The organism is Shimazuella sp. NTD250 (assembly GCF_059510375.1).
Map to the genome: position 1 here is coordinate 65,618 of NZ_JCAJZS010000006.1, position 26,450 is coordinate 92,067.

The window sequence follows — 26,450 nt, forward strand, 5'->3', positions numbered from 1 at the left end:
AGAAGAGTTAGGTTACGCATAGATTATTTTTTTTGACGTTTCTTGATCAACATTCCGAATGGAATAGCAATGATAATAAACAAAACGAAGTATGGTAAAGCTTTTGCTAACCAAATGATAAATAATTGAAGTCCAATCCATAGATTGTTACAGGAATTGATAAACCCTTGTGAGATATCATTTAATAATGAGTATTTGGTTTGTAAGGGTTGATACGTAGATGAACTGATTTCAACCGTAATGGTGGAAAATGCAATACGATGTTGTAAGTATTGCTGTCTACCTGTCAATTGTTCCAATTGTTCTTGGGTGGTACCGAGAGTATTCTCGATATCTAGTAAATCACTGGTAGTGGTTGCTTTGTTCATCATTGCCAGTAGACGTGCTTCCATCGCTTTTTTGGCTTTGATACGTGCTGTGAGATCTACTAATTCTTCACTTACATCTTCACTTTGGATTTGTATATCTGGTGGAGTATTTGATATCTTTTTAATGTGGTCAAGAAACAGTTGAAAATTATTTTGTGGAACATTATAGGTGATACTCAGATTTCTTTCATCGAGTTTTTCTGTATCAGAACTGCTGACTACAACGGCATTGGTTTGTTTCACAATTCTATCCAATTCATTTTTTGCAGACTGTAGCTTGGTCACTTCTAAATAAATATCAGCATGATAGACCATTTGTTGCGTCTCACCAGCTACATGGTCAGTTTGAGGAGTTTGAGTTATTTGCTTTCCCGAATAATCTTTGGAAGCCTGTGAGTTATCAAAAGACGGTGATGTGTTATAAGATCTTGTTTCAGGAGAGTAACTATTATTGTTTTCATCTTGATTGAAGGAAGCTCCAAGTAAATAGCAACCAATCATTACAAAAATTACAATCAAGGAAAGCAATAGCCAATATTTTTTCTTATTCAAAAAGACAAACCCCTTTCAAAATTGGAGGTATTTTGGTGTACGAGCTTAATTTGAATCGAATTCATAGCCAAGCGAATTATTTATCAACTTGTTTAGATGTGTTAAAGGAAGTAGGAATACCTGCAACTAATATGGAACGATTTGCAGTGATGCGTTCTTTCCATATTGGTGTAGAGTGTGTTATCGACATTGGAAATACAATAATTGATGGATTTATTATGCGTGATCCAGGTGGATATTCAGATATTATAGATATTTTAGAAGATGAACAGGTGATTCCTACTATTTTAGCAAATAAGCTCAAAAATTTTGTGAAATTAAGAGAACAATTGGTACGATATTACGATCAAATAGAAGATTCCGTATTAGAAGACTCTCTTAAAGAAATAGCAGCGTTTCAAACATTTATCGATCATGTGGAAGCATTCATCAGGAAAGAAAAAGCAAGTGGTAACGTATATGTATAACATATTTGCAGTATCCTTGCCTTTACCTTTTTCTTTAAAGCAAATTACAGCTTATGTAGTAGAAGCTGCAGATAAATTAACGATTATCGATACAGGGCTTCATACCAGACAGACAAGTGATACATGGCAACGATTTTTTCACGAAAAAGACTGGAAATGGAAACAAGTAGAAAAGATTATTGTAACGCACTATCATCCTGACCATTATGGCTTTGCAGGAAAACTACAGGAGTGGTCAGGAGCAAGTGTATATATGTCCAAGCAAGAATATGATCAAATTCAAGCTTTTTGGAATCCAACCTCAGGAAATCCCGCTGAAGTAGCGACTTTTTTTGCTGCCTATGGTTTTCCAAGTGAACTTTTGCATGAAATAACAAAACATATGGAAGGGTTTCGAGCGGTTATCGAACCACATCCGTCTGGTTTAAAGTGGTTGGAAGAAGATGAAATAGTCAAGATAGGAGGAGAATATTATCGAGTCATACATACTCCAGGGCATTCTCAAGGTCATCTTAGTTTCCTTCATGAAAGTGGAATCTTTTTTGCAGGAGATGTAATTTTACCAGTAATCACCCCAAATATTCCTTTAATGCCATATGGTGATCCAAATCCTCTTGCAACCTTCCTCTCAACATTGGGGAAAATAGAGTCATTGGATATTGAAATAGTTTATCCTGCTCATGGCGACGTATTTTTTTCTGTAGAACAACGTATTAAAGAGATAAAAGATCACCATGGCAGGCGTTTGGAAAAAATAAAAGCTATGGTGCATGGCAATTCAACACAGACAGGATTTCAGATTTGTGAGCAGTTATTTAGTAATCGAAAGTTAGATATACATAATCTGAGGTTTGCATTTTCGGAAACGCTGGCTCATTTGGAGTATTTAAGGTTAGAAGGAGAAATCAAGCGACAATTCGACAGAAATGGATACCACTATTTTGATTAATAAACATCCGTTATTCGTTAACGGATGTTTTCATTCGATGATAATAGTACTTGAATGTGCTCGAGTATGGGCGAGCCTTGCAGCGGCGGCTGCAGCTACCGCAGCAACCAAATCATCTAGATATGTATGTATTTTTCCATCACTTTTGCTATTTAACCGACATAAAATGCCTGGTTTTAATCGATCGATGTACCCGTAATTGGTGAATCCTATGCTTCCATATACATTTAGTATGGCAAGTGACATGACTTCATCAATTCCATACAAACTTTCATCAGAGTAGATCATCTGTTGCAAAGGTTCTCGCAATATTTCTTTTTCAGCAAGTAGATCCAATTGAATTCCAGTCAGGAGTGCATTTTGTACTTCTCGTTTGGTGAGTACCGTCTGTACATTTTCCACGCATTCTTCCATGGTGACATCGGAAAAAAAATCTGCTTGTAAAAAAAACGTGAGTTCTGCAATATCTTCTATTTGTACACCTCATACACAGTTTGTTCTAATGGAGACATAGTATGCCCCTTCCGTTTTTTTTAGCTTTTACCTTCTTGTGTAAAGATATCCAATAAAAACATGGGAAAAGATGGTTTTGAGAGGCGGTTTATATTAACATTGAGTTAGATATAGATAAAGAGGTGTATAAATGAGCAAAAAGAACAATTTTGTACCGTATATTCCTGCTAGTAAATCGTTACCAGAATTGACGATAACGGCTGTGTTATTAGGCTTTGTTTTAGCTGTTGTGTTTGGAGCTGCAAATGCGTATTTGGGATTAAAAACGGGTCTGACAGTTAGTGCATCTATCCCAGCAGCAGTCATATCAATGGCGATTTTACGCGGCTTATTTCGAAGACAGTCGATTTTAGAAAATAATATTGTTCAAACGATGACTACTGCAGGAGAAGCATTAGCAGCAGGGGCAATTTTTACAATTCCCGCGCTTTTTTTCATCCACGCAGCGCCTACGCAAGGAACAATCATTTTTATCGTTTTGGTAGGAGGCTTTCTAGGAGTTTTGATGATGGTTCCACTCCGCCGGATGTTGATTGTAAAAGAGCATGAAGTATTACCATATCCAGAGGGGACTGCATGTGCAGAAGTATTAAAATCAGGGGAACAAGGCGGACATCAAGCCAAATTGATTGGATATGGATTTTTAGTCGGTGGGCTTTTTAAGATTTTAGGTGATGGTTTTCATCTATTTAAAACAACAGTAGAGACAGGGCTTGGGAAGTTTAAATATGCGTCACTTAGTATGGATACAATGCCTGCATTATTGGGAGTTGGATACATTATTGGACCTCGTATAGCAGGTCAGATGATCGCAGGTGGATTGCTGTCTTCTATCGTTTTTGTCCCGATAATTGGATTTTTTGGATCAAGTAATCCAACTTCTATTTTTCCTGCGATGAGTCCGATTGGTAACTTAACTCCACACGATATTTATTCTAACTATATTCGTTACATTGGAGCTGGTGCTGTAGCTACAGGAGGATTTATCACACTTCTCAAAACACTTCCACTACTAATCAGTTCTTTACGTGATACATTTGCTGGATTAAGAGATAAAAAAACAAAAAATTCGCGCTCTTGGGAAAGAACCGATCGAGATATTCCTCCTAGTGTTTTGATAATCGGGATTATACTGTTGGTTTTAATCATTGCTTTTGCCCCTGTGACAAGTGTAGGCATAATTGGAGCACTATCTATCGCAATATTTGGATTCCTTTTTGTTACTGTAGCCTCTCGAATAGTGGGGATTGTTGGAAGTACTTCTATGCCCGTATCTGGGATGACCATTGCAACCTTATTAATTGTAACGATCTTATTCAAATCTTCTGGATTATCAGGTCAAACTGGTATGATCGCATCACTGATTGTCGTAGCTATTATATGTGTTTCGTTGGGGGTTGCAGGAGATATTTCACAGGATTTAAAAACGGGGTATCTAGTAGGCGGAACCCCATGGAAACAGCAAATTGCAATGATGATTGGGGTATTATCAAGCGGTTTGTTTATCGGTAGTATTCTTTTCTTGTTTGATAAAACTTATGGATTGGGTTCTGATGCATTACCTGCACCAAAGGCTGCATTAATGAAAATCATAGCACAAGGACTTATGTCTGGTAATTTACCATGGGAAATTATTTTTATTGGGATAGCTTTGGCCATAAGCCTCGAGTTTTTGGGTCTAAACTCATTGACAGTTGCAGTAGGTTTTTATTTACCATTGTCCGTCAGTACTCCGATTATGATTGGTGGAATTGTGAGATGGGCAACAGAGCTTTTTGCAAATGCTGAAGTTAAAGCAAAACGAGATCGTATTGGTACACTTTTTGCTTCTGGTCTTATCGCAGGAGAAGCTCTTATCAGTGTTATTATTGCTATGCTAATTGTACCAGGGGTTATTAATCCTGATGCACCTGTATTTACAGAAAGCAACTTAATTCCATTTTTATTGTTTATGGTGCTGGCAGTATTGTTATTTGTCATTACGATAAAAAAGAGAGAAAAAAATGAGCTCGAATAATGTATTGTTGATGATTCCAAAGAGAAAAGAAAAAATCAGCTTAAAATTTTCGGCAGAAGAATCTGGGATTTTATATGTTCAAATTCCTAGAACGAATTTTTTAGAACGTCTGTCCATTAAGTATTTACGGCAGCCTGCTCACCATGAAGTGAAGCTGGATGAACTTGGTAGTTTCGTTATTCAATTGTGTGATGGTTCTTTTCCTGTTCATGCAATTGAGGATAAAATAGCAAAACAATTCGGTAGCAAGGCTGCTCCAATAAGAGAACGTTTATTTGCTTTTTTAACCATTTTAGAAGTAAATGATTGGATTGAATGGAGAGAACCTTAGGGCTCCCTCCATTCAATCCAATCGAGATTCGTTACAAGTTTCCTTTCCCAAATCGTTTCGATATAATGAATATATTAGAAACAAAAAATTCACAAAGGAGGCAAAAGTTTGTATATCAAGAAAAGGTGGATCCTCCTATTATTAGTAGTTGTTATAGGAGTTGCAATCGGATATATTTATAATCATTTTTTTCAAGAAAACGAAGCAGAGCAAGTATGTTGCCAAAAACACTACATAAAAGTTCCGTCCGTTTTAACGATAACAGAATCAACCCCTATACCAATCTTGGACAGCTCCAAAGCAAATCAGCAAATTACATATAATATTTTGAATCAAGTACAAGAAGGTTTGATGAGACTCGGTCCAAATGATGTTCCAGTACTTGGATTAGCTGAAACCTACCAAGTAAGTCCAGATTATCGAACTTATACTTTTACAATCCGAAAAAATGCACGGTGGAGTGATGGAAAACCTGTTACTGCAAATGATTTTAAATATGCATGGGAAAGAGCATTAAACCCTGCGAATGAATATGAATATGCGTTTTTATTTTACCCTATTCATAATGCACAAGCGTATTCTTTAGGAAAAGTAGGGTCGGATCAAGTTGGTATTTCGGTTACAGATGAAAGCCACATAACCATTCAATTAGATAAACCAGATCCAAATTTCTTAAGTCTTGTAACACTTACACCTTTTCTTCCAATCAGAGGTGATTTAGTCGATAAATATGGGGAAAGCTATGCAACATCACCTGAAACGATGAGCTTTACAGGTCCTTTTGTATTGCAGTCATTTACACCACAAAAAGCAGAACTGATAAAGAATAACTCATACTGGGATCAAGCAAAAGTTAAGCTTCCAGAAGTAGATATTAATGTTGAAGTGGACCAGAATAAACAAATAGAAAATTATAAGTCTGAATTAACAGGATTAATTAAAATAAACGAAAATGAATTAAAGAATTATAATGGGAATCCAGAACTACAAAGAATTCTAAAGGCCAAAGTTGATTTTATAGAGTTGAACGAAAAAAATGGGATTTTCAGTAATCAAAATATTAGAAAAGCTATACAACTAGCAGTTAGTGGTTCTGACATAGCCCAAAAACTAAATGATGGTTCAGTAGATGCTAATAGTGTTATTCCTTTGACTTTAATTAGGGAAAAACCAGATTGGAAATTAAACAGAAATATTCAAGAAGCAAAGGTAGTATTAGACAAAGGACTAAAAGAGTTAGGTATCAAAAGTTTACCCACACTAGAAATTAGTTCTTATAATTTGCAGCATTTTTTATCAGTTTCAAGTATTGTAGAAAAACAACTTGAGGAAATTGGTATTAAAGTTGATGTTAAGAAATATGATATCTCACAAAAATCAAAATTAGATTCTAGTGGCAATTATGATCTTTCAGTATCGCAATGGTCAAGTTATTATAATAATCCAGAGGACAATTTGAGATTATGGAGTTCTGATGATCAAAGGAATATTTCAGGTTTCAAAAATAATGAGTACGATCTTATACTTGAAAATATTGACAATGAAAAAAATAGAGTTAAAAGGAAAAGTTTAATGAGGGAAGCAGAAAGGTATCTAATCGTCGATAAAGCTGTCGTCATGCCATTAATATATGTTAATGATTTAAGATTGCAGAAACCTTATGTGAAAAATGTGTTGTATCATCCGTTTGGTGCAGATTATTCTTTAAAGTGGGCTGCTTATCAACCACCTAAACAAGTGGAGGCGACCAAATAGGTCGCCTCTTTTTCATATTTTATAGTACTTGTTCTACTTCGCGAACTTCTGGAATCTCTTCCATCAACGCACGTTCGATTCCTGCTTTTAAAGTGATGGTAGAACTTGGGCAACTTCCACAAGCACCAAGCAAACGAACTCGAACAATACCCTCTTCGACTTCCACTAATTCAACGTCTCCACCATCACGTTGGATATAAGGACGCAATTTATCTAAAATTTCTTGGACTCGTTCTTCCATTTTTAAAATCCCCTTTCGGTTGTTCAAATGCATCAAAGCTATTGTATGCCTTCTTGGAAAAGAAAGCAATGTAGCAAATTTATTCAAGTTCCTGTTAAAATGAGAATACGTTTTTAAGGATATTGCTAAAGGAGTAGGAAATGGTATGAGTAAAATATATGAGGGAATCCATGAGTTGATTGGTAACACTCCAATAATGCGATTAAAATCTTTGTCAAAGCATGCAAATATACTTGCGAAATTGGAGTTTTTTAATCCTGGCGGAAGTGTAAAAGATCGGCTTGGAGTTTCACTTATTAAAGAAGGGGAATCGACTGGAAAGTTAAAATCAGGTGGTACTATTATTGAGCCAACTGCAGGGAACACTGGGATAGGATTGGCTTTAGCTGCTGTTGGAACAGATTATCGTGTGATTTGTGTTGTGCCTTCCAAATTTTCTATGGAGAAACAAGAAATCATGCGTGCATTAGGAGCGACAGTTGTGAATACTCCTACAGATGGAGGAATAAAAGGGGCAATTGCAAAAGCAAAAAAACTCTCGGAAGAAATTCCTAATTCCTACATCCCTCAACAGTTTGATAATCCAGCAAATCCTATTGCACACTATGAAACGACCGGTCCGGAAATTTGGGAGCAGACTGGTGGAAAAGTAGATGTATTTGTTGCAGGTGCTGGATCATCAGGTACATTTATGGGTGTCGCACGCTATTTGAAAGAAAAAAATCCTGGCATTCGAAATGTGATTGTGGAACCACAAGGGTCTATTATCGGTGGTGGAGAATCTGGTCCTCATAAGACAGAAGGAATTGGCATGGAGTTTTTTCCGCCATTTTTTGTCCATGAGTTAGTTGATAAAGTTTATACCGTTGATGATGTAGATTCTTTTACTATGGTGAATAAATTAGCAGAACAAGAAGGATTATTGGTTGGCAGTTCTTCTGGTGCAGCATGTTTTGCAGCAGTACAAGAAGAAATAAATGCATTACCAAATGCTAATGTTGTGGTACTATTTGCAGATAGTAGTGATCGCTATCTCAGTAAGAAGATTTTCCAAGGAGGAGAATGAAAATGAAAATTGATACAAAATTGATTCATGGAAGTCATTTAATAGATGAACAGACTGGTGCAGTAAGTATTCCCATTTATCAAGTTTCTACTTACAAACAAGATGAAGTAGGGAAACACCGAGGATATGAGTATTCTCGTACTGGAAACCCAACCCGTCAAGCCTTAGAGGATTATATTGCTGCACTGGAGAATGGGGCGAGGGGGCTCGCCTTTTCATCTGGAATGTCTGCTACTGGAACAGTACTATCTTTGTTTGAGCAAGGAGATCATATCATTTGCAGTGATGATGTATATGGTGGTACGTTTCGCATTATGGATAAAGTATTTCGTCGTTTTGGATTAGAGGTTACTTATGTGAACACTAGTGATCTATCTGCTGTGGAACATGCCTTTAAACCTAGTACGAAAGCTCTTTTTGTCGAAACTCCGACTAATCCGCTCTTAAAAGTATCCGATATTTCGGCATTGAGTGTATTGGCGAAGTCGAAAAAAGCCACATTTATTGTCGATAATACGTTTTACACGCCATATTGGCAAAATCCACTTGATTTAGGTGCTGATATTGTAGTACATAGTGCTACCAAATATTTGGGTGGACATAGTGATGTCGTGGCAGGATTAGTTGTTACTAAAGAAGCAGAACTAGGAGAGAAACTTCACTTTTATCAAAATGCTATAGGTGGAGTACTTGGTCCACAAGATTCTTGGCTTTTGATGCGAGGGATGAAAACATTAGGTTTACGAATGAAGCAGCATGAATTTGGAGCGAATAAAATCGCAGAATGGTTGTCTTCCAAAGTGGAAAAGGTATATTATCCAGGTTTGCCAACACATCCCAATCATGAAATCGCAAAAAAACAAGCACGAGGCTTTGGAGGAATGATATCATTTGATGTAGGGGATGGCGAGAAAGCAGCTACAGCCCTAACAAAAGTGAAATATTTTACTCTTGCAGAAAGTCTAGGTGCGGTGGAGAGCTTGATCTCTATTCCAGCAAAAATGACGCATGCCTCTATTCCGGCTGAAACAAGAGCAAAATTAGGCATTACAGATGGTTTGATTCGTATTTCTGTTGGGATTGAAGATGTGGAAGACTTGATCAATGACTTAAATCAGGCCATTTTTGCATAAAGAAGGTATTCTCATGATGGATTTATACGTCTACGGGGCAGAGCAGGTCTGCCCAAGCTGTGTATCTTTCCCGTCTTCCAAAGAAACAGCATCTTGGCTTACACATGCATTAGAGCGTAAATATGGAAACCAAGTTACTGTTCATTATGTCGATATCTATTCTCCAAATGGAGAAGATCAAGTCCATTTTGCAAAAAGAGTATTAGAAGAAGATTTATGGTATCCTGTTGTTGTTATACAAAATGAGGTAATTGCAGAAGGCAATCCTAAATTAAAAACAATCTGTGATAGATTGGAAAAATTAGGGTTAGGAAAAGTGATTGATCATGAGGCCACTAATTGAGTTTTGCGTGAATAACTTAACTTCAGATGTACTCGAGATAAAAGCGAAATTAGAAAGCAATTTGGATTTCGATGTCTTGGAATATGGATGCTTAGGTAATTGCGGCCTTTGTGCTAAATCCCCGTATGCTTTAGTAAATGGGGAAGTAATTACAGCAGAGACAGCTGAAGAACTATATAAAAAAATATTACAAGCATGTGAAGAAATGGAATTTCGTTATTGATGAAAGCCTTGATATTATTTTCGAGGCTTTTTTGTCTGCTCTTTGCCAAGTATTTTGTAAAACCTAATTACTGTATGTATAAATAACAGAAGAGACAAAGGCATTTAAGGTACTTTGTCTCTTTTTGTACGGTAATAAGATCTCTAGTTTTATCCTATATTCCATTGGATCATAATGCCTAAATGCGTAAGCCCACCTCCAAAACCATAGAGAACAATGGTATCTTTGTTCTTTACTTTACCTTTTTTAATACCTAAATCTAGTGCTAATGGAATCGATGCAGCAGATGTATTTCCATAATGAGTTACACTTGTTAAAGTTTGATTTATGGAAATGCCTGATTTTTCGCAGATGGCTTCAATCATCCTTAAATTGGCACTGTGAGGAACAAACCAATTGATATCTTCTTTTGCATACCCTGTTTTATCAAGAAGTCTTTTAACCCCCTGAGGGACAGTACGCACAGCCCATTTGTATACTTCTCTTCCATTCTGAACTATTTTTCCTGAACGATTTAGTGGAGTAGTACCGAAAGAGTCAGAAAGATTTGTTCGGTATAAATGAACTCCTCCTTGTCCATCTGTCCCCATATATTGTTCGAGAAAACTTGGGTTTTCTGGATCGTATTCCATCAACATTGCACCAGCACCATCACCAAACAATATACAAGTTGTCCTATCTGTATAATCCGTCACTTTTGATAATGTTTCCGTTGCAACAACTAAAATTTTTTTATGTGTTTTAGCTGTAATTAGGCTGTTGCCCATGTGCAAAGCATAAGTAAATCCTGCACATGTTGCATTTAAATCAAATGCGCCAGTAAAAGGAATGTGGAAATGGTTCTGAATCTGACATGCTACACTAGGAAACATATGATCTGGGGTTGATGTTGCGACAATGATACAATCAACATCGTCCAAGCTCTTTTTGTATCTCTGTATAAGATCTTCTATGGCTTTAAAGGCTAATATAGAGGAATATTCCTTTTCTCCTGCAATTCTCCGTTCTTTGATTCCTGTACGTTGGGTAATCCATTCGTCACTTGTTTCAACCATTTTTTCTAAATCCCGATTGGTTAAAATCTGCTCTGGAACATAGGAGCCAATCGCTGTTATTCGAGCTGTTGATTTTGTCATCTTATGTCCTCATTTCGAGTCTCTTATGACCAGATATTAGTACTAGGTACTAAATTACTTTATCATTTTCTATTTGCATTCCGCAACTTTCTTTTTATAAAGTATAAAAACGAGTCCGAATAAAATAAACCCACCAAATTAGTGGATTTATTTTATCATGACTTTTTTGAGCAGCAGATTAAGTGTATACTTTTATTTCGTTATAGAATGTGTCTCGTTCAACAGGAATCCGGTCTGCACCTTGAATCAACCATTTCAGCTCATCACGTGTGATACCTGATTGAGTCAATGCTCCAACTGCATGGCTAATCCGTTCTTCAACCAATGTTCCATGGATATCGGAAGCTCCAAAATGAGTAGCTAGTTGAGTTAGCTGAGGTCCGATATTGATCCAATAGGCTTTGATATGTGGGAAATTATCTAGCATCAGACGACTAATAGCAATGGTTCGCATGTCATCCATGGCAGAAGTACGTCTTTTCAGCGATGCAGAAGTTTTTCTTGGCTGCATTGCCAGCGGGATAAATACCATAAATCCATTCGTTTCGTCTTGAAGTTCACGAACACGTATCATATGGATAAGGCGTTCTTCTAGCGATTCGATCGATCCATAAAGCATAGTAGCATGTGTTTTTAATCCAAGGGAATGGGCGATGCGGTGTGCTTCTAACCATCCATCTGTGCTTGCTTTATCAGGGCTCATTTTGGCTCGATAGCGTTCCGTTAATATTTCTGCTCCACCACCAGGAAGAGTATCTAAACCTGCATCCATTAACTCTTTTAGGATCGTTTCAGGTGTGCGACCGGCAATTTGAGCAAAGAATTGAATTTCAGCACCAGTGTAAGCCTTTATGGTGATATTGGGGTAATTTTTCTTTAAAATAGAAATGGTATCCAAATAATAGTCAAATGGAACAGTATGGTTGTGTCCACCGACGATATGGAATTCACGGGTACCTTTTGTAATACGTGTCTCAACGTAATGAAGAAGCTCATCCGTTGACATAGTATAAGCTCCATCTTCATCTGGATCTCGTCTGAATCCACAAAATGCACATTTGGCTTCACAGACGTTGGTCGGATTGATATATAAGTTTTCAATAAAGTAGACTTTATTTCCATTCCTTTTCAAATTAACCTCGTTTGCAAGTTGAGCAACTTGCAACAGATCTGGAGATTGATAGAGTGTTAATCCATCCTCTAAAGATAATCTTTCTCCTGCTCTCACTTTTTCTATAATTTCTTGAAGCATCATATGTATACTCCTCTCTTAAGCTATTATCCGGTTACTTTATCAAAAGAGATTTAAAATCAAAGGATGGAATCAAACCTTCCTTCATTGCCCTTGTAAGTAAAGCATGTATAGCTTCATATCCTTCTTTTCCTAAATCATCAGAGAAAGAATTGACGTATAAATCTATATGCTCCTGAGCTACATTCCAGTCTAATTCTTGGGCATGATCCATAACGTATTTCTGAGAAGATGCAGGGTGTTTTTGGGCATGAGCAAGGGAAGCTCTTATCCATTGTGCAATTTTAGCTAAATCGAGCGTTTTTTTGGCAATAATCGCACCTAGCGGGATAGGGAGAGAAGTATCTTTTTCCCACCAATCTCCAAGGTCTACAACACATCGTAATCCATATGATGGATAAGTAAACCTCGCTTCATGAATAACCAATCCGGCATCAATTTTACCATCGGCAATAGCTGGCATAATTTCATGGAAAGGTAAAATACGGATTTCTTTGATTCCTTCTGGTACATGTTTTGCGATCCACAAACGAAATAGTAAAAAAGCAGTAGATCGTTCACTGGGAACAGCAATGCTTTTTCCAGCAAGTGAAACATTCTCTTGCCCTTGCTTTGTAAGGATAAGCGGTCCACATCCTCGTCCAAGTGCACCACCGCATGGTAATAGCCCATAGCTCTCATGCACCCATGGAAGTGAGGCATAGGATATTTTCAAAATATCTGGTCCATCCGCTTTTTCAGCTAAGGTATTGGTTATATCGATATCGGCATAAGTTACCTTTAGTTTAGGAGCATCTGGTATTAGTCCGTTTACCCATGCATGAAAGATAAAAGTATCATTGGGACATGGGGAAAAAGCAATATCCATTATTTATCTGCTTCTTTCTGTATATGGTTTGTTTCATTTAAAGTTTCCTTTAAAACCATACCTACTTTTTTTAGTTGAGAGAATGCATCCACAAAACGCCATTTTGACTTATCTCTGGGTCCGATATGATTAGATATAGCTCGTATTTCGACAAATGGAATGGAAAAAGAGTCAGCAGCAGATGCCACACCGAAGCCTTCCATTGCTTCAGCAACTGCCATTGGATAGCGATCAGCCAATTGCTGTGCAGTATTTTTTGTTCCAGTTACCGTTGATAAAGTTAAAATAGTACCTGTAATGGTATGATTTATTTTCGTTTGAAAGATAATTTTAAGCGATTGTACGAAATCGGAAACCGTAGAAAACCTAGTTTTACCAAGCTCCAATTCCTCAAGTGACAGAAACATCTCGGATGACTGAGCCCCTAAATCAGCAGCAATAACTTGGTCAGAAATCACCAAGTCTCCAATAGAAGTGTGGTTTTCAAACCCACCTGCTATGCCAGCACATATAACAAGATCATATTTCTGCTTAGAAAGTAATTTCGTTGTTTCTATAGCAGCAGAGATAGAACCAACACCTACAACTTCGACGTCAACGGATGAAAGTTGACCTAACCCGTCTATTAGAGCCAATTTCTCAGCAAGAACGGAAGTTACTACAATGATTTTTATGTTAGCATTTGTGGAATCTGGTGGTGAGTCTCCAAGTCTTTCTTGGATCATTTCTCTCTCCTTTGCATTTCTTCGATATGAATAAATTTCTAGTGTCTAAATAAATAAAAACAAGCAATCTTGACCTGAAAAAGAAAACTTGTTTTGAACTTTTTTTAAAACAAGTTCATTCTATCACAAAGTTATGGATATCACCTATCCCTAAAAAATGGACAAGACAAAATTCTGCAAATGTAAATATTTGTCAATGTTTTTGTCGTGATCAAAATACAAAAAAAAACAAAACTGAAAAAAATGTAAAAAAATAGCTTACAAAAATCGTGTTAACATGTATACTAAAAATTGGTAGCAGATAAAGAATGAAGGAGGGCTTAAAGATGGGAGCGTGGGATTTAGAAGAGCGCATTGAAAAATTGCGTTTAAAAATGGTTGAATCTGCATTGCTTTTAGGGATTGGTCATCCTGCAGTGTACGAATTGAGTGTAGAGCTAGACAATCTTCATAACGAATGGCAAAGAAATTGGCAACAAACCAAACAGGATCGAAATTACATTCGTACTCACCCAAAACATCAGATCAAAGAGTCCTTAGATGAAAAATACCGTACAGTGGTTTAAGCGAAAGTGTGGTAAACTAAAAGGTATCAATTGTCACATTGGAGTGATGAGAAATGATTACCTTAACTGAACAAGCTGCATTTAAAGTAAGAGAGATGCTGAGGGAAACAGAGAATCCAGAAAAACAATATCTACGTGTGGGTGTTCAACATGGTGGTTGTAGTGGATTTTCTTATCTAATGGGCTTTGATGAAGAGAAAACAGCAAAAGATTTAGAACTTGAACAACATGGTGTTCGAGTACTTATAGATGACGAAAGTCAGGGATTGATAAAAGGTACTGTTGTTGATTATAAGGAGTCATTGATGGGTGGGGGATTTCAAATCGATAATCCCAATGCATCCCTAACTTGTGGATGTGGCTCTTCTTTCCGTACAGCTGTTGATGAAGGTAAACCAGATACCGATTGTTAGTCTTATATCCCTCTCCTAAAGAGAGGGATATTTCATGTTTGTATCTCATTGATAAACACCACTTTATCAAATCCACAAGCAGGGCAGAAGACTTCATGTGGACAATAATGCTGTCTACTACCGATTAACCAGCCATCATTTCGCTTCATTTCCTCGATAGGTCGATAAGGACTATACGAAGCTAACAAAAATGAAGCAGGTCCATAATCTTCCATAGTATGAAGGCAATTTGGGCATTCTTCTAAGTAAGATGTATATCCATTGCATAAAGGACACTGGAAATGGGTTGGGTTCATATAATCATCTCGTTTTTGATTAGCATAAGAGAAACCAATGGAAAACATGCATGATTGTCACAAGAAAGTTATAGAATAAAGAATGGAAATTAGAAACCCCTTGTAAAAAGTACGTGAAATACATATCATATTATTGTTAGCATTTTAGGAATCTAAGGGTTTTCCTCTATTAGGTTTGTGATCTCTCACACATAGTGTCTAAGTAGATCATATGAATGGAAAATATAATGAAAATTAGATGGAAGTGATGAACAATGAAAGTCCCCAAAATACTTATTTTAGGCGCCGGTTACGGTGGACTTATGACAGCAAAAGGCCTTCAAAAACATCTCCGTCCCGGAGAAGCAGAAGTAACTCTAGTGAATCAGAACTCTTATCATTACATTACTACTAAATTACATGAACCAGCCGCTGGAACTTCTCATCATGATCACGCTCGTCTTTCGATAACTTCTGTGATCCATCCTCATCGAGTAAACTTTATACAAGATCAAGTGACTACAATTGATACAGAAGCAAAAAAAGTCACATTAGCAGAACATAAAGAACCTTTGACTTATGATTATCTCGTGATCGGCTTGGGAAGCGCTCCCGAAACATTTGGAATCAAAGGTCTACTTGAGAACTCATTTTTCATCAGAAGTATCGATAGTGTTCGAATGATTCGCGAACATATGGAGTACATGTTCTCTCAATATGCAGCTGAGAAAAAAGACGAACTTATTACCATAGTAGTTGGTGGGGCAGGATTTACGGGAATCGAGTATGTAGGTGAATTAGTGGATCGTATGCCAGAACTATGTAGAGAATATGATATTCCCCTTGAAAAAGTACGTCTTGTAAATATCGAAGCTGCACCTAGTGTACTACCAGGGTTCGACCCTGAACTAGTAGAATATGCTACGACTTATCTAAAGAGCAAAGGTGTGGAATTTCACATCAATACTCCTATTGCAGAATGTACACCTGAAGGTGTTATTCTTAAAGACGGAGAAGAGATTAAAGCTTCCACGGTAGTATGGACTGGTGGTGTCAGAGGTAATAAATTAGTAGAAGACGCTGGAATTGAAACGATGCGTGGACGTGTGAAAGTCGATGGCCAATTGCGCGCTCCAGGACATGAAAATATTTTTATCATCGGAGATAGTTCACTTGTATTCCCAAGTGAAAATGAAAGACCTTATCCACCAACTGCTCAAATTGCCACTCAGCAAGGCCAATTCCTTGGTAAGAACTTAGTGAATGTGATACACGGTGGTCAAATGGACACTTTTGCTTATCATCCAAAAGGTACTTTTGCTTCCCTCGGAAGAAAAGAAGCGATTGGAGTTTTAGGAAAAAATAGCAAAATGTTTGGCTTTAAAGCTTCCTTTATCAAGAGAATTACTGAGTTGCGTTGGCTCTATTTACTGGGTGGAATTTCGCTTGTGCTACGTAAAGGTAAGTTTTAGAAGAGATCACTGTTGCGAAAATGTAGATAAGTTACTTAGCTACACAAAAAGAGCAATCATCTACAGGAAAGTAGGATTGCTCTTTTTGTGTAGAGAAAGACAGCCATTGACCGCATGTCTCATTTTTTGTACCATATAGGCAGCATGTGGAAGGAGATAATTCCAATGACAATGTTAGCAGTTCCCCCAATTAGCCTTGTTCAATTAATTATTTCTATCCCTTTATTACTGGTTTTCTTTTTTGGGATAGGATTTATCTTAAATATGATATTAAAGACTACATGGTTACCGATTTATTTATTTGCAGCCCTAATTGTGTATTTTGCATTTCAAATTAACACCGTTTATATGACGGATATTACGTGGTTAATTGCAAGTTTAGCAGGGGTTGTAGGCAGTGGTTTAACCATACGTTATTTAAGAGCTAAAGGTTACCGGATGTTCTAATACCAAAGATAATAATTAATGATAGCCACGATAATTCCAAACCATAATCCAACAAAGACTTCAATAGGTTTATGACCTAAGATCTCTTTTAATTTCTCCCTTGTCTCGGCAGGGGATTTTTCTTTTGCTTCTGCAAGCAACTTGGTCATATCTTCTGCGAGGCGATTTAATACTTGAGCGTGTACTCCAGCCTGTCTTCTTACACCTGTTGCATCATACATGACAACGACACTCAAGATTGTAGCAATTGCAAAAGTAGAAGAGTTCCATCCTTGTGTAAGACCAATTGCAGTGGAAAGAGAACTTACTGCTGAAGTATGTCCACTGGGCATACCACCGGAATGATAAATCCATATCCAATCCCATTTACCTGTCATGGAGAGATTCCATATTATTTTCAAAAATTGTGCGAGTAAAATCGCCAGTAACGATGTCCATAAAGGAAAATTTGCAAGTAAATCACTTACCATGTAGAGGTCCTGCCTTTCGGATACAACTGTGCATTTCTCCTTTATTGTCTCATATTCTGCACAAGAAAAACCAGCTTTCATTTGAAAGCTGGAAGTGGAAATATTAGAAAGATAGGTTTTCTTTAACTTCACGATTAAAGTCTTTTTCATTGAGCGTTTTCCAAGCTGCGTTAAATTCATCGATTTCTTTGTTGAAGTTATCGACAAGTTCTCCCTCTTTTTTGGAGTATTCATCGTATTTATCGATATTAGGTTGTTGACCTTGTGAGATAGTGACATAAGCTTGACGATAAGAGTCAATTAGATTTTGAAAGTTATTGATATAATCCACTTGCGATTGGGTTGCTTTCTTAAATGCCGTTAAATATTGGGTTGCTCTTGATTTGGTTTCTTCGTTTTTCAACTCATTTGCTTTGCTTTCAACGGCAGGGATTTCATTAAGCAAAGTTTGAACACCTTGCTTATATGTAGTTAGATCAGTATTAGCTTTATCTAAAGAGGACATTAATTGGTTGTACTGGGTTTCGCTCATATTGGTACCTTGGTTTAAAGCTTGAGAGATTTCATTTCCTAGCTGGTTTGCGGAGTTGTAGTCATTAATCATCTGACGTTGATTACCCATGTTTTTGTCATGATGATCCATCAATTTGTCCATTTGATCCATTAGTTCTTTTTTGGTACCAGAATCGGCAAGTAAGGAACAGCCAGATAGTAGTAAGAGGCAACTAAATAAAATGAGAGCTTTTTTTAACATATTATAAACTCCTTTAAAATTTGTAATGAAACTAGTGACTATTGTAACAAACTATGCAAAAAATTCAAGAAGAACAGAGATGATTTGGCAAAATAGAAATTGATGTGTTTATTTTTGTTATTGAAAAAACGGTCCGAATTGAGTTGCTGATTCACCTGAAAAAAGTACTCCGAGTTTTAAAACAGCTTCAGTAATGGATAATCCTTTTCCTTCCGCTACTCCCATCTTTTTTGAAAATGCATGGAAACATTACACCCCAAACCCAAACTTCATAATAAACTGTTGTGTGTTTGTTGCCATGGATAACAGTATCTCTTGTATTTGGCCTAAAAATATGATCAAGTGTCATCTACAGCCTTTCTTGTCGAGCAAATACATCATTTTCCTTTAACATGGGGATTTTATAAGACAATCAGCAGTTCATTATCAATGCTCCTCTCGTAAAGTATTGGTAGTCCCATATCACCTAATATATGCCTCGAATAAGACTAGATAACAGATACACTCTTTCTAAGAAAATTTTAGGTATATTAAAATGAAATATTTAAACAAATTAGACATTATTTGCAAACAAAATAAAAACATGTCATAATGGCTTAGTCAGTGAGGAGGTATTTATGGATAACCAAAATAAGTTAAAAAGATCAATGAAAAGTAGACACCTTTTTATGATCGCATTGGGTGGAGTCATTGGGACAGGCTTTTTTAATGGCTCTGGTTATACAATTAGTCAAGCAGGACCAGTCGGAGCAATTCTTTCGTTTCTTGTTGGCGGTCTGGTGATGTATCTAATCATGTTATGTCTAGGGGAATTAACACTAGCAGATCCATCTTCTGGTTCATTTCAAGATTATACAACCAAATATGTAGGCCCAGGAACGGGTTTTATGGTCGGTTGGTTATATTGGTTTGGTTGGGCAGCAACCGTTGCATTGGAATTGGTAACAATTGGTTCAACAATGAAGCGGTGGTTTCCGGATGTAAGTATTTGGGTGTGGAGTTTAGTATTTGGTGTCATACTGTTTTTAGTAAACGCTTTCTCCGCAAGAAGTTTTGCAGAGACTGAGTTTTGGTTTGCAATTATCAAAGTTTCGATGATTGTCCTCTTTATTATAATTGGTGCAGCTGCTATTTTCGGTTTCATACCTGTACATAGCGGAGTAACTGGATTTGCAAATTTGTTCAAAGATGGTATATTTCCAAATGGATTTACTCCCATTTTAATGACAATGATAGCAGTGAACTTCTCATTTCAGGGAACTGAACTAGTGGGAATTGCTGCAAGTGAAAGTGAAAATCCAGAGAAAACCTTGCCTAAAGCCATTCATCAAACCGTTTATCGGACAATTTTATTTTTTGGTTTAGCAATTGCGGTGTTGGTGTGTTTAATACCATGGAAACAAGCTGGCGTTGTAGAAAGTCCATTTATACTGGCTTTAGATAAAATTGGAGTCCCCTATGCTGCAGACATCATGAATTTTGTTATTATCACAGCATTGTTATCTGTCGCAAACTCTGGATTATATGCTGCAACCAGAATGTTGTATGCGCTATCAAAAAATAAGATGGCTCCTAAATTACTAGGAAAAGTAACAGATCGAGGGGTTCCATTTTGGGCACTAGTCATAAGTTTTTTGGTTGCTAGTTTGTCTTTGCTTACATCTAAGTTTGCTGCTGATACCGTTTATATGTGGATTCTGTCCATAGCAGGTACTACAGCTGTTATTGCTTGGATGTCCATTGCTGCATCACAGTTTTTCTTCAGACGACAATATGTGAAAAATGGTGGAAAAGTAGAGAATTTATCTTTCCGAACTCCATTCTATCCATTTGTTCCTATTCTTGCTTTTGTTCTAAATGCTATTGTGATGTTAAGTCAAGTTTTAGATCCATCAACAGCTCTATCTGTATATTTAGGTATTCCAGCTATTATTTTGTGTTACATCATATACTATGTGTTTGTTGATAAAAGGCGTAACGCTTAGACTGACGAAAAAGAAACGCTACTTTCCAATGAAAGTAGCGTTTTGCATGTTTCTAGTGACTATATTTTGTATAGTACTTATTGTATAAGCGTTTCCATGTTTCGGGACCTGGGTATCCATCAGCATCGCCGCCTGTCCAGCCTTGTGCACGCTGGAATGCTTGTGTATTTTTCAAATCAGCTGATGTCCATTCTGGTCCAGGGCCAACTTTGTAATACTTTCCATAACCAGCTGCTACTAACATGTGACCTAATTGTGTAACAAATTTATTTTTAGCACCTGTTTTAAAGTATTTTGTTCCAGGGAATGTCTTTTGTACTGCATATGGTGCTTTTGGTTTTGATGGTTTCGAAGTCGAAGTACTCGGTTTCGAAGTTGAAGTACTAGGCTTTGAAGTCGAAGTACTAGGCTTTGAAGTCGAAGTACTAGGCTTTGAAGTCGAAGTACTAGGTTTCGAAGTCGAAGTACTCGGTTTCGAAATTGAAGTACTAGGCTTTGAAGTTGAAGTACTAGGTTTCGAAGTTGAAGTACTAGGCTTCGAAGTTGAAGTACTAGGCTTCGAAGTTGAAGTACTAGGCTTTGAAGTCGAAGTACTCGGTTTCGAAGTAACAGGCTTTGTAATGACTTGTATTGGTGTTGGTTTCTCTTTTACAGCTGGTTTTGGCTTTGATTTTTGGATAGCTGCTGTAATTAGGTTGGAATGTTGTTTGTCTTCTTTTCCTTTTACTTGTTCTTTTTCGACGTTGCTATCTGCTACAGCATAGTCTGGATCAGTAATGATCTCAACTGGGTTTGTTGGTTCTGAAGACTGAGAATCAGCTACATCAGTTGAGGTTGAATCAGTTGTTGTCGATGGTGTTTGTGAAGCTATAGAAGTATCAGGCAATTCGACTGCATCACTACTACCCTGTGGAGTAGAAGAAACTCCCGTTAGGGGTACATCTTCATTTTGATCCGTTCCATTGTAAGGAATAGGCTTTACTTTTAGTGTTGTTTCCAAACTTTTGGATGGAAGGTTCTCCATCATCTGTTCATTCGCATCTTTAGAAACAACAGTATTCATTACAATAGGTGATTTTTGAACACTTGGTTGCTGCTGTGCAGGTGGAGACTGCGCAAATGTTTGAGTATAGTGATAGACGAAAAAACCACCAAATGTGCAAATAACACCAATGGATGTTAGTTCTAACCATTTGGCAAGCTTGCTACTAGTTGGTGATTCTTTCTTAAATAGACCGGATAATTTTGACATACACTTCCTCCCCTCACTAATTAGTTATCCACATCATACTACAAGGGAATAGGAGAAGAGTATACAAAATTAAAATTTTTAGTAACAACAGAGGATTCTTTTTACTGTTAATTTTAGGAAACATCATTTTCGTACAATTGATCAATAAGTTTATAAACTGGATCTTCTTGTTTTTCTTTTACCAATGGCTTAAGTCCTAATTTAATTTCTGCTCGTTTTGCTTCTTCTGTTTCTAGAGCTGTTGCTAATGATTTATCTGCTATGGATTGTCCCGTTCCTGTGTAATTTGCAGGATTAATTTCTTTTGGGTTTAAAATAAACACTTCTGATCGAAGTAGAGTATGTTGTATATAACAATGACGAGGATTGATTTGATAATAGTCGAATTCTGTTAAAGAGAATGATTCTGAACGCAGACTATCTCTCACGGTTTGAGCATCTTTAATACTTCCTAATTGGAAGACGGCATGAGTACCGAAGTTACGGAAAAAAGCTTCTGTATAACTCGGCGGCATATGATCTTTCAAACCTTGGGTTGATAATATCAATGGCATGTTAAACTCCCGGTAAAAATCAGTAAGAGTTTTTAAATCACCAAATAGATCAACGAATCCTGACCCTTCGTCAATAATAAGTGGATGTTGTGCGTATTTTCCTTCTGCATTTTTTCTTCCACGTGATACCATACCAAGTTCGAAGTGAGCGATGGTACAAGCAGCGATAAGTCGTTGATCTCCAGGTGGCATACCTGATATATCAATGATATTGTAGTGACCATCTTCCCATGATTTCAACCATTTAATTCCACATGTGTAAGCATTCATCATTCTAGTGATACCAGAAGTATTGATATTACGTAATCGAGCAGTACTGAAACTTTCGATAAACTCACGAGGCCAGCTGATTTTATTGCTATCTTTTTGTACGTATTTTAACAGAGAGCGTTTTAGGGTAGCTGTTTCTGGTAAAGATTCATCAAGTTGATCGATAACCCAGTTACAAAATTCTGGTTCCTCAATGACTCGTTGAATGTTCCGCAAATTAGGAATGCCTATTTTAGAGAGAGAATATCCAATAAGCAATAATGTTTCCGTGACGACAGGTTTCCAATTAGAGGAATCTGCACGAGCTAATATATCGACTACCTGTCCACCTTTTTGTTGAATCGAGTAGTCCACATCAAATGGATTAAAAGGAAAATTGCCTTCCCTTGCACGTACAACTGTAACTTTATCATGCATTTCTGGAGGGATACGATCTAGCACATCATTGGCTAATGTCCCTTTTGTATCGATGATGGTGAAGCCCATGCGGTTTTCATCTGTCCGCAGTTTAATCAAGTCATCAATGAGATTTAAAATAAAACCGCTTTTCCCCGATTTTGGTCCACCCATAACGGCAATATGATCATCTAAATTTTCTGGTCGTAGATAGATGGGGAAACGAGCTGTAAATCGTTTACCATTACCTATAAAGATATTACCGGGCTCTTTCGCTAATTTTCTAACCACGACAGGTGGAGGTGGATATTGCATTTTGGTACGGACTAGCTTACTAGAACCTGAAGTGGTTGGCCATCTTGCTAATCCAGATAGTTCTGGAGTACCTAAAATCACTGCATTTTGTGGTCTGCGAAAAGGAAAAATACGATTTTGTGCTTCATATCTAAATAATGGATGAATGATTCTCCACCATTCACGGGAGTGAAATCGATTTAATTCTGGAGAGTTTAACATGGCCAGAGACCGATAAGTATGCTCCGTAATTTTTTTTGCATTCTCTTCAGAATCAGCAAAACTTAAGATTTTAATAGCGACTTCTGCTTTGGGTTGTTCCATTTTTTCTTGAATTGCATCAAGGTACATTCCTGTATCGGATGATTTATCTTTTTTAAGGCTGTTTAGTACTCTTCTAAATTTAGGAATCATCTGCCTATCATAAACTGGTCTTATCAAATATTGAATCAATAATTCCTGTCCTGGGCCGACATTGCTCATATGTTCAACAAGTTGTGTCAGGCTGTCGTGGCTGCCTGTAAATATTTCAATTGGGACAGTGAAGTCACGCTCTAAAAATAACTTCATGCCATTATGAGGCTTAGAAAAATCAAGCTGATAAGGGTCTTCGGCATATTCATAATTGAATTCAAAGTGCTCTAAAGCAATTCGGTCTAGTGTATGCTGTCCGATCGTTTCATTAGGTGCCCAATAAAAAAAGCGTGTTCTTGTCCCGGTAGCAAATGCTTCCCACGCTACCCAAGGTTCAAACCAGGCATATGGAAAACGACGAAACCATTTTTGCTGCAAAAATTCGAGAATGTTTTGCCAAGCGATGGCAGTTAAATCATAGGAAGGTGAATCTGCTAATAAGGTATTTACTTCATAAAGGACGCCTTTTGGAATGGATTGTGGTAAGAAATGATACCTTTTCAATGATTTTCACTCCTTTCAACTAAAAATCAATCTTCATAGAAGATGTCGATAAAGTCATCTTCTTCCTCTTCAGATGAATAGGGTTCCATATTCTTTAATTTTTGTTCTAATAATTTTACTTTTTCTTCGATGTCCTGCCAATTCTTTTTTCTTTGATTTTCTTTTTCTTTTGCTACCTTTTCTTCGATTTCCATTGCTTTATCGAAGTGTTCTTTGGCCATTTGATCTGCTGATATATCGTGTATTGGGTTTGGAGGTTTTCTAATGTTCATACTAAAGGTCCGTATCTTTACATTGTCCACTATCATTTGAAGATAAGCGACATGTTTTTCCACCAAGTTAAAATCACGATGGGATAGTCCATAAAGCAACATATTTTCTACAGCGACTTGTGCATCACTTGGACTGCCTTGTTGGAAAGCAAATATCGTACCAAAATTACGGAATAAAGTTCCAATGTCTTGATCTTGAAGTTGTGATTTTAACGCTGAATTTGCCAAGATAAAAGGTACATGGTATTTTCTGGCTTCATTTAATACAAACTCAATATTGTCCAGTGCTGCATTCATGTACAAACTAGCATCATCCACGATAAGAGGGTGCAACGGCATATGTTCATTAGCTCCAAATTCTTTGGCGCGTGTAACCATTGCTTGACGAAATAGAACAAAACAAGCAGTTCCAAAAAAGGTACGTTCATAAGCTGGACAGGCGGATATATCTAAAATAACGATGTGACCTTCATCTAAAGCTTCACGCCATTTAATATAATTGGATTTCTTATTCATCAGAATTCCAGAATAAGATAAGAGCATTCCTCTAAAACGAGCTAATGTGGAGCTGAGTACAAATTCTTTTCGCCAATCAATTCGCTTTGTGTCACGCAGGTTTCTCATGAGACTTCGAATAAGTGTCGCTTGTTCTGGATCATTTTCATCTAACAGACAGATGACTCGTTTGCAGAACTCTTCATCTTCGATAACCTTTAATAAGTTTTCTAAGGTTGCCATGCCAACTTTTAATAGAGCAAGGCTTGATACAAGAAATATTTCTTGCATCATAGGGTTCCAACTACCTGTAACCCGTCGAATGATTTCCGAAATGAGATTTGCTTTTCGGTTATCACTTGCAGGGAAATCCATATCATATGGATTGAATGGAGTTCTTGTACGAAACCGGACTACACGAACCAAATGATGCCATTTAGGTGGAATTTGTTCTAATAATTGATCAGACAATGTCCCCTGTGTATCAATTAAGGTTAAACCGTGTTTATTTTCCTCTGTTTTTAATTTTAGAAAATCAGAAAGCATGTTTACGATGAGGGTACTCTTTCCCGTCTTAGGACCTCCGACAATCGATACATGATTTTTTAGATCTTCTACAGGCAGGTAGACCGGTGCCTTGTTGATGTTTCTGTTATTATGACCAACCAATATAGTAGGGTCAGGGCGATTAGCTAAATTTCGCACCTCAACAGGAATGAGCACTCTTCTACCTTTAATTTTTACAAATTTTGTTGTACCTGCAATACTGGGCAGTCGTGTAAGACCAGCAAGCTCTGGAGTGCCAAGCACAACTTTGTTTTCTGGTTTGCGAAAAGAGAATATACGTTTATTCCATTCATAACGGAACATCGGACGGACAATTTGCCACCACTCACGAGATTGAAATCGATTTAACTCTTTTGAGTTCATATAGCTCAATGTACGTGCAGTTTGGTCTGTCAGTTCAAATGCTCGCTCATAAGATTGTGCTGTTGCAGCAATGCGAATAGATACTTCCGCTTGTGCTTGGGCGCTTTTTGTTTTTATAGCATTCAGATACATTTCCGTTTCTTTTCTAGTTGCAGTTTTATCTCGACTAACTTCTCGAATCGCTCTCTGGAATGCCTTATCAGTTTGGTGATGAAAAATAGGCCTGATTAAAAATTGTAGACCAACTTGTTCGCCTTCCTCTACATTGCTAAGAAACTCGAGAAGTGCAGATTGAGTATCGATTGTGCTCTTTTCATAAATGCGCATCGGCACAGTAAAATCACGTTCTAATTGAAGCTTTAAACCTGCATGAGGTAAAGAAAAATCCATCTTCGGTGTATCTGCTAGGGTGAAATTAAGTTCAGGACTCCAAGTATACATCCGGTTCCAAAATTCGTTTCCCCACTGTAGATTTGGTGCCCAAAAAAAGTACCTGGTTTGTGTATCATCAGCATATATTTCCCAAGAAATCCAAGGTTCAATCATACGAAAGGGAAAGCGTCGGTACCACTTCCACTTCATATAATCGATGTAGTCATTAAGGGATTTCTGTGTATTTGCATAATTCGGCCTTGAGCCTATAAGTGTTTCTATTTCATACGTAACCCCTTCAGGGATGAGAAAAGGTAAGAAGTGAAACCTCTTCAAGATTATCTGCTCCTTTCCCTTACGATGGGATGTAAGGCTA

Annotated in this window: 26 protein-coding genes and 1 pseudogene; 14 read left to right on the plus strand and 13 right to left on the minus strand. The window is 37.2% G+C overall.

The annotated features are described in order from the left end of the window. Positions 1-23: 23 nt before the first annotated feature. The gene (locus AC5WOF_RS15240; protein ID WP_496050808.1) at positions 24-920 is read right to left on the minus strand and encodes a DUF4349 domain-containing protein; all 897 of its coding nucleotides are present in this window, start codon (positions 918-920) and stop codon (positions 24-26) included. A gap of 35 nt (positions 921-955) precedes the next feature. Here AC5WOF_RS15240 and AC5WOF_RS15245 point away from each other — a divergent pair, with 35 nt between their 5' ends. Then, positions 956-1,387, plus strand: coding sequence for a DUF86 domain-containing protein (locus AC5WOF_RS15245; protein ID WP_496050809.1), 432 nt, complete (start codon positions 956-958; stop codon positions 1,385-1,387). After that, a complete protein-coding gene (locus AC5WOF_RS15250; protein ID WP_496050810.1) occupies positions 1,380-2,336 on the plus strand; it encodes an MBL fold metallo-hydrolase in 957 nt (318 codons plus the stop codon). The genes AC5WOF_RS15245 and AC5WOF_RS15250 overlap by 8 nt, the downstream gene beginning before the upstream one ends. 30 nt (positions 2,337-2,366) lie before the next feature. Here AC5WOF_RS15250 and AC5WOF_RS15255 read toward each other — a convergent pair. Further along, positions 2,367-2,819: pseudogene (locus AC5WOF_RS15255) on the minus strand (phosphatidylglycerophosphatase A family protein); the annotation flags it as partial. Positions 2,820-2,979: 160 nt separating this feature from the next. Between AC5WOF_RS15255 and AC5WOF_RS15260 the strand changes: the two are divergent. The 3 genes from AC5WOF_RS15260 (at position 2,980) to AC5WOF_RS15270 (ending at position 6,952) form a co-directional block, all read left to right on the plus strand. After that, positions 2,980-4,866 (plus strand): OPT family oligopeptide transporter, encoded by a 1,887-nt coding sequence (locus AC5WOF_RS15260; protein WP_496050811.1) that lies wholly within the window; start codon positions 2,980-2,982, stop codon positions 4,864-4,866. Next, positions 4,853-5,197, plus strand: a complete 345-nt coding sequence (locus tag AC5WOF_RS15265) for a PqqD family protein (RefSeq protein ID WP_496050812.1) — start codon at positions 4,853-4,855, stop codon at positions 5,195-5,197. Before AC5WOF_RS15260 ends, AC5WOF_RS15265 begins: the two co-directional genes overlap by 14 nt. A 108-nt stretch (positions 5,198-5,305) precedes the next feature. Then, entirely contained in the window at positions 5,306-6,952 is a 1,647-nt protein-coding gene (locus tag AC5WOF_RS15270; protein ID WP_496050813.1) for a peptide ABC transporter substrate-binding protein, read from the plus strand. 19 nt (positions 6,953-6,971) lie between these two features. On the opposite strand, the gene AC5WOF_RS15275 is transcribed toward AC5WOF_RS15270, so the two are convergent. Continuing rightward, on the minus strand, positions 6,972-7,193 hold the full coding sequence (locus tag AC5WOF_RS15275) for a NifU family protein (RefSeq protein ID WP_240876194.1): 222 nt from the start codon (positions 7,191-7,193) through the stop codon (positions 6,972-6,974). Positions 7,194-7,338: 145 nt separating this feature from the next. Here AC5WOF_RS15275 and AC5WOF_RS15280 point away from each other — a divergent pair, with 145 nt between their 5' ends. From AC5WOF_RS15280 to AC5WOF_RS15295, 4 genes are read left to right on the plus strand one after another with little or no spacing between them, the layout of a single operon-like run. Continuing rightward, complete coding sequence (locus AC5WOF_RS15280) at positions 7,339-8,259, plus strand: PLP-dependent cysteine synthase family protein (RefSeq protein ID WP_496050814.1); 921 nt, start codon at positions 7,339-7,341, stop codon at positions 8,257-8,259. A 2-nt stretch (positions 8,260-8,261) separates the two neighbouring features. Then, positions 8,262-9,392, plus strand: a complete 1,131-nt coding sequence (locus AC5WOF_RS15285) for a bifunctional cystathionine gamma-lyase/homocysteine desulfhydrase (RefSeq protein ID WP_496050815.1) — start codon at positions 8,262-8,264, stop codon at positions 9,390-9,392. Positions 9,393-9,405: 13 nt separating this feature from the next. Then, positions 9,406-9,735 carry a DUF1462 family protein gene (locus tag AC5WOF_RS15290; protein WP_496050816.1) on the plus strand — a complete coding sequence of 110 codons (330 nt, stop codon included), beginning with the start codon at positions 9,406-9,408 and terminating at the stop codon, positions 9,733-9,735. Further along, on the plus strand, positions 9,719-9,958 hold the full coding sequence (locus tag AC5WOF_RS15295) for a YuzB family protein (protein WP_496050817.1): 240 nt from the start codon (positions 9,719-9,721) through the stop codon (positions 9,956-9,958). Before AC5WOF_RS15290 ends, AC5WOF_RS15295 begins: the two co-directional genes overlap by 17 nt. A 149-nt stretch (positions 9,959-10,107) precedes the next feature. Here the strand turns inward: AC5WOF_RS15295 and AC5WOF_RS15300 are convergent, their stop codons facing one another. The 4 genes from AC5WOF_RS15300 to AC5WOF_RS15315 form a co-directional block, all read right to left on the minus strand. Then, positions 10,108-11,094: a ketoacyl-ACP synthase III gene (locus AC5WOF_RS15300; RefSeq protein ID WP_496050818.1), complete on the minus strand. Its 987-nt coding sequence runs from the start codon at positions 11,092-11,094 to the stop codon at positions 10,108-10,110. Between the two features lie 178 nt (positions 11,095-11,272). Further along, positions 11,273-12,346 carry an aminofutalosine synthase MqnE gene (mqnE, locus tag AC5WOF_RS15305; protein WP_496050819.1) on the minus strand — a complete coding sequence of 358 codons (1,074 nt, stop codon included), beginning with the start codon at positions 12,344-12,346 and terminating at the stop codon, positions 11,273-11,275. Positions 12,347-12,380: 34 nt separating this feature from the next. After that, the gene (locus AC5WOF_RS15310) at positions 12,381-13,214 is read right to left on the minus strand and encodes a 1,4-dihydroxy-6-naphtoate synthase (RefSeq protein ID WP_496050820.1); all 834 of its coding nucleotides are present in this window, start codon (positions 13,212-13,214) and stop codon (positions 12,381-12,383) included. Continuing rightward, a complete protein-coding gene (locus tag AC5WOF_RS15315) occupies positions 13,214-13,939 on the minus strand; it encodes a futalosine hydrolase (protein ID WP_496050821.1) in 726 nt (241 codons plus the stop codon). Before AC5WOF_RS15315 ends, AC5WOF_RS15310 begins: the two co-directional genes overlap by 1 nt. 326 nt (positions 13,940-14,265) lie before the next feature. On the opposite strand from AC5WOF_RS15315, the gene AC5WOF_RS15320 reads away from it, so the two are divergent. Together AC5WOF_RS15320 and AC5WOF_RS15325 are read left to right on the plus strand one after the other, a co-directional pair. Continuing rightward, positions 14,266-14,505 (plus strand): Spo0E family sporulation regulatory protein-aspartic acid phosphatase, encoded by a 240-nt coding sequence (locus AC5WOF_RS15320; protein ID WP_496050822.1) that lies wholly within the window; start codon positions 14,266-14,268, stop codon positions 14,503-14,505. A 53-nt stretch (positions 14,506-14,558) separates the two neighbouring features. Beyond that, complete coding sequence (locus AC5WOF_RS15325; RefSeq protein WP_496050823.1) at positions 14,559-14,918, plus strand: HesB/IscA family protein; 360 nt, start codon at positions 14,559-14,561, stop codon at positions 14,916-14,918. 32 nt (positions 14,919-14,950) lie between these two features. Here the strand turns inward: AC5WOF_RS15325 and AC5WOF_RS15330 are convergent, their stop codons facing one another. Next, positions 14,951-15,214 carry a hypothetical protein gene (locus AC5WOF_RS15330; protein ID WP_496050824.1) on the minus strand — a complete coding sequence of 88 codons (264 nt, stop codon included), beginning with the start codon at positions 15,212-15,214 and terminating at the stop codon, positions 14,951-14,953. Between the two features lie 254 nt (positions 15,215-15,468). On the opposite strand from AC5WOF_RS15330, the gene AC5WOF_RS15335 reads away from it, so the two are divergent. Both AC5WOF_RS15335 and AC5WOF_RS15340 read left to right on the plus strand, forming a co-directional pair. Continuing rightward, on the plus strand, positions 15,469-16,665 hold the full coding sequence (locus AC5WOF_RS15335) for an NAD(P)/FAD-dependent oxidoreductase (protein ID WP_496050825.1): 1,197 nt from the start codon (positions 15,469-15,471) through the stop codon (positions 16,663-16,665). A gap of 165 nt (positions 16,666-16,830) precedes the next feature. Further along, positions 16,831-17,112: a YuiB family protein gene (locus tag AC5WOF_RS15340; RefSeq protein WP_338057502.1), complete on the plus strand. Its 282-nt coding sequence runs from the start codon at positions 16,831-16,833 to the stop codon at positions 17,110-17,112. Here AC5WOF_RS15340 and AC5WOF_RS15345 read toward each other — a convergent pair. Both AC5WOF_RS15345 and AC5WOF_RS15350 read right to left on the minus strand, forming a co-directional pair. Continuing rightward, positions 17,109-17,732 (minus strand): divergent PAP2 family protein, encoded by a 624-nt coding sequence (locus AC5WOF_RS15345; RefSeq protein WP_496050826.1) that lies wholly within the window; start codon positions 17,730-17,732, stop codon positions 17,109-17,111. The genes AC5WOF_RS15340 and AC5WOF_RS15345 overlap by 4 nt on opposite strands. After that, entirely contained in the window at positions 17,686-18,336 is a 651-nt protein-coding gene (locus tag AC5WOF_RS15350) for a hypothetical protein (RefSeq protein ID WP_496050827.1), read from the minus strand. Before AC5WOF_RS15350 ends, AC5WOF_RS15345 begins: the two co-directional genes overlap by 47 nt. A 617-nt stretch (positions 18,337-18,953) precedes the next feature. Between AC5WOF_RS15350 and AC5WOF_RS15355 the strand changes: the two genes are divergently transcribed. After that, positions 18,954-20,321 (plus strand): amino acid permease, encoded by a 1,368-nt coding sequence (locus AC5WOF_RS15355; RefSeq protein WP_496050828.1) that lies wholly within the window; start codon positions 18,954-18,956, stop codon positions 20,319-20,321. Positions 20,322-20,373: 52 nt separating this feature from the next. Here AC5WOF_RS15355 and AC5WOF_RS15360 read toward each other — a convergent pair whose 3' ends face one another. From AC5WOF_RS15360 to AC5WOF_RS15370, 3 genes are all read right to left on the minus strand, one after another. Further along, the gene (locus tag AC5WOF_RS15360) at positions 20,374-21,573 is read right to left on the minus strand and encodes a peptidoglycan-binding protein (RefSeq protein ID WP_496050829.1); all 1,200 of its coding nucleotides are present in this window, start codon (positions 21,571-21,573) and stop codon (positions 20,374-20,376) included. Between the two features lie 113 nt (positions 21,574-21,686). Continuing rightward, on the minus strand, positions 21,687-24,005 hold the full coding sequence (locus AC5WOF_RS15365; protein WP_496050830.1) for an ATP-binding protein: 2,319 nt from the start codon (positions 24,003-24,005) through the stop codon (positions 21,687-21,689). A gap of 26 nt (positions 24,006-24,031) precedes the next feature. Next, complete coding sequence (locus tag AC5WOF_RS15370; RefSeq protein ID WP_496050831.1) at positions 24,032-26,410, minus strand: type IV secretory system conjugative DNA transfer family protein; 2,379 nt, start codon at positions 26,408-26,410, stop codon at positions 24,032-24,034. Positions 26,411-26,450: the final 40 nt, after the last annotated feature.